Origin of the sequence: Bacillus piscicola, from assembly GCF_022458745.1 — a bacterium.
Lineage (GTDB): Bacteria > Bacillota > Bacilli > Bacillales > Marinococcaceae > Alteribacillus_A > Alteribacillus_A piscicola.
The window spans coordinates 1-1,529 of record NZ_JAJJJF010000035.1; the positions used below are offsets into that span (position 1 = coordinate 1).

Sequence of the window (1,529 nt, forward strand, 5' to 3'; positions counted from 1 at the left end):
CGGGCGCAGTTGTTGCATAGTTTCTGTGACAGAATTGGAACAATGACATTGATAGAGATTGGAGTAATGATAATTGATAAGCAAACGAACAATCCACACTTTTTACGACTTATTAACAGGCTATGGAACTCTTGCTACTATTCAAAAGCTCTTTGAATGTGAATATATTTTTGAAGCAGATAATCATGTCTCCAGTTTAAGTGGGCAGAGACGCTCACTTGCTGACTCTTATGTTGCTTCACTTGATTTAAAAAATCCTAGTGACTTACGGAAATTGTTCAACGTAATAGAAATGTTTTATCTTGAAAATGAAGAAAGTGAATACTTCCAAAATGATATCACTTGGAAGCAATTTGTAAAGTTGTTGGAACGTGACGGATATGCTTTCGTAAATGGCAAAGTCCAATATGAAAACACTACGTATATTCCACAAGAGATTGAGAAATTCACTGTGGAATATAATATTGAACACGTTGAAAATGATTGGAATAGAGCGCTAAGTCAAGCAAAGACTGATCCAGAAGACGCAATTACTGCAACCAGAGCAATGGTTGAAAGTACGTTAAAATGGATACTTGACGACATTGGTGAAGAATATAAAGAAACCGACAATTTGAGCCAATTATATAAGAAGGTTTCTCAATTGCTAAACTTGTCTCCAGACCAACATGGAACAGAGATTTTCAAGCAAATACTAGGTTCAATAAATGGAGTTATAACTGGACTTGGAGCTTTGAGAAATGCTTACGGAGACTCACATGGCAAAGGAAAAGTGTATTACAAACCAAGCGAAAGACACGCAAAGTTTGCAATCAATTTAAGTGGAACACTTTGTATTTATCTTTTGGAAACATACATGATTAGTAGAAAGGCTCCTTCGGTTTAAGTGATCAAAATAAGGTGGGAAATTTATGGCAGCAAAAGATGAACATTTAGCCCTCAGTTCTGGAATTGGACTAGCAGGATTGGCTGTTTCAAATTTTTGGAATTATGGCCCACTAGCATTTTCTAGTTTCAAAGACGAAATTATTGAGAGCATTGTTAAGCCAAATAAATTGACGGCAGTCCATCACTATTTGTTTTTCTTTCAAGACATTGAAGACGAATTGGACAAAATTTATAAAAACATCGACGATTTAGAATGGATTTATAATTTTATGATAAGAACTCTTGAAGGAGTGAACTTGCAACCAGATATACCCACATTAAACTTTGCTGGTTGTAGCGACGAATATCATGAAGAATGTAATTGTAGAGAAATCGTTGAACAGTTAATGGAATATATAAATGAACACCAAGACAAAATTGACGAACTGATCGTTCACGCAGCATTTCAATTTATTTTTCAAGATAGAAAGTTTTTGTATGATTTTCATTTGGAGCTTTCCTCATTTATTGAAGAAAACATGGAAGAAATCGAGGAACAATTTCCAGAGTATGTTACAAATAAGAAACGAATAAAACGAGTTTACTTTCCAAAATGGATGACCGACGCTGTTTTTTATCGTGACAAAGGAACTTGTTCAAAT

2 protein-coding genes are annotated in these 1,529 nt (G+C 34.7%); both read left to right on the forward strand.

What is annotated here, in order from left to right; translation table 11 throughout:
• Window positions 1-73: 73 nt before the first annotated feature.
• The gene (locus tag LOR49_RS17330; protein ID WP_240378230.1) at window positions 74-886 is read left to right on the forward strand and encodes an abortive infection family protein; all 813 of its coding nucleotides are present in this window, start codon (window positions 74-76) and stop codon (window positions 884-886) included.
• 25 nt (window positions 887-911) lie between these two features.
• Window positions 912-1,529, forward strand: a 618-nt coding sequence (locus LOR49_RS17335) for an HNH endonuclease (protein ID WP_240378232.1), incomplete at its 3' end; no start/stop codon positions are given.